2 protein-coding genes are annotated in these 1,902 nt (G+C 39.7%); both read left to right on the plus strand.

Annotation, left to right across the window (positions count from 1 at the left end):
* Positions 1-502 (plus strand): molybdopterin-binding protein (locus ACKI2P_RS08990; protein ID WP_407376995.1); only part of this gene is annotated, 502 nt, incomplete at its 5' end.
* A gap of 16 nt (positions 503-518) precedes the next feature.
* A complete protein-coding gene (locus tag ACKI2P_RS08995) occupies positions 519-1,649 on the plus strand; it encodes a site-2 protease family protein (protein WP_407376997.1) in 1,131 nt (376 codons plus the stop codon).
* The last annotated feature ends 253 nt before the right edge of the window (positions 1,650-1,902 follow it).

A 1,902-nucleotide genomic window follows, 5' to 3' on the forward strand; every position in this document is an offset into this window, starting at 1 on the left:
TGTATTGAAGGCTTCCGAGGATTATGATGTCATCATGACAACCGGCGGAACAGCTATCAGTAAGGGTGACGTTGTTTTGGATGTTGTCAATGACCTTGGAGAAATCCTATTCCACGGTGTTGCAATGAGGCCTGGCAAGCCTGCAGGCGCTGGAATTATCAACGATAAAATGATATTTACATTTTCAGGCCAGCCTGTAGCTGCAATGAGCCAATTTGATGTTTTTGCAAGAAAATACCTGTTTGAAATGCAGGGAAGATCATTTGATTTTCACATTGTCAACCGTGAATCTCAACTAAAAGTCCCTTCCCAATTGGGCAGGACTGATTTTATACGTGCAGTCGCAGATGACGAATATGCGAAACATGTCCTCAACAGAGGTTCCGGCATAATTAGGTCAATGGTTGAGGCGAACAGCTATATTATCATAAACGAAAATGATGAAGGATATCAGAAAGGCGATATAGTTGATGTTGTGATGTTCGATTCACTACTTTGGTAGAGGAAGTGCATTTTTAATGAATGGTATTTATTATTATTTGATAGCTTTTGCTATCATCTGGATATTGTCCGCAGTATTGCATGACAGATTGGAAAGGCATGGCTTTGAGGTAAATTTCCCTGTTATAATGTGGAAGACTCAAAGACTCAGGGGACTGATATCCAGGATTTCTAATTTTTCTCCTACATTCTGGCGATGGTACATGAATGTTGGAATTGTTGTGGCCTTTGGAGCCATGATTTTTATTACATGGACGCTGATCAGTTCACTGCCTTCGGTTTTTGAAACACCGGCGGTTTCTATAATAATTCCTGGTGTGGAAATGCCGGGCTCAGCGATTTACATTCCATTTTTCTATGGTTTAATTGCTTTAGCTACTGTATTGGTAGTTCATGAATTCTCACACGGTGTTCAGTCAGTCGGGGAGAAGATTTCAATCAAATCAATAGGGTTACTGCTGTTTGCCATTATTCCTGGGGCATTCGTAGAGCCTGATGAGGATGAGCTGAAGGCTGCCAAAAGGTCTTCAAGACTTAGGGTTTATGCTGCAGGTTCTGTTGCAAATATTTCCCTGGCGGTCATTGCCATTTTATTGGTGTCATTGATTTCTGCCGGAATTCCATCATACTTTGCAGAGGACGGAATAGCTATTGACAGAATTGTTACGGATTCACCGTCAGACGGTATCCTAAAGGAAGGCATGGTTTTGCAGGCTATTGACAATCATACAATAGGCAATGCCACAGATTATTCAAATATTGTGAGTTCTTATAGTCCAGGGGATAATGTCAGTGTCAAAACCGATCAGGGCACATATACGCTCACTCTTGATGAGAATCCGAACAATGAGTCCAGAGGATTTTTCGGAATCCAGGCAAACAGACATTTCGAACTTATAAACGATAGTTTAGGTCCGCTGCCTTGGGTTTTATTTGAGTTTCTTGAACTTTTCCAATGGGTTTTCATGCTGAACCTTGGAATCGGGCTATTTAATCTGCTTCCGCTGAAACCTTTGGATGGGGGTTACATGCTTGAGATACTTCTGAGCTATAAGTTATCCGAAGAGCACTACAAGCCAATCGTTAATGCATTGTCAGTTGTTATGGCGATGATAATTGTATTCAGTCTTTTTGCAGGGTTTTTATAAAAATTGCTTTGAGCATGTAAAATTGTAGCCAAAAAGAACTGCTTATTTTAAATATTATTAGAATATAATAGATTATTGGAGAATTTTTTCTCTTAATTGGTGAAAACTAATTATTAAAAAATCCAGTCAGAAGTTGCGGGTATCTTGCCTGCAACTTTTTTTTTTAAAAACAGACGTGGACTGGTGTAAGGTGTTTGCTTGTTTTGATTCCTCTCCCTTAAAACTTAAAGGGGGTGGTATAATGGAATTGAAC

The organism is Methanobrevibacter sp. (assembly GCF_045541095.1).
Classification (GTDB): domain Archaea; phylum Methanobacteriota; class Methanobacteria; order Methanobacteriales; family Methanobacteriaceae; genus Methanocatella.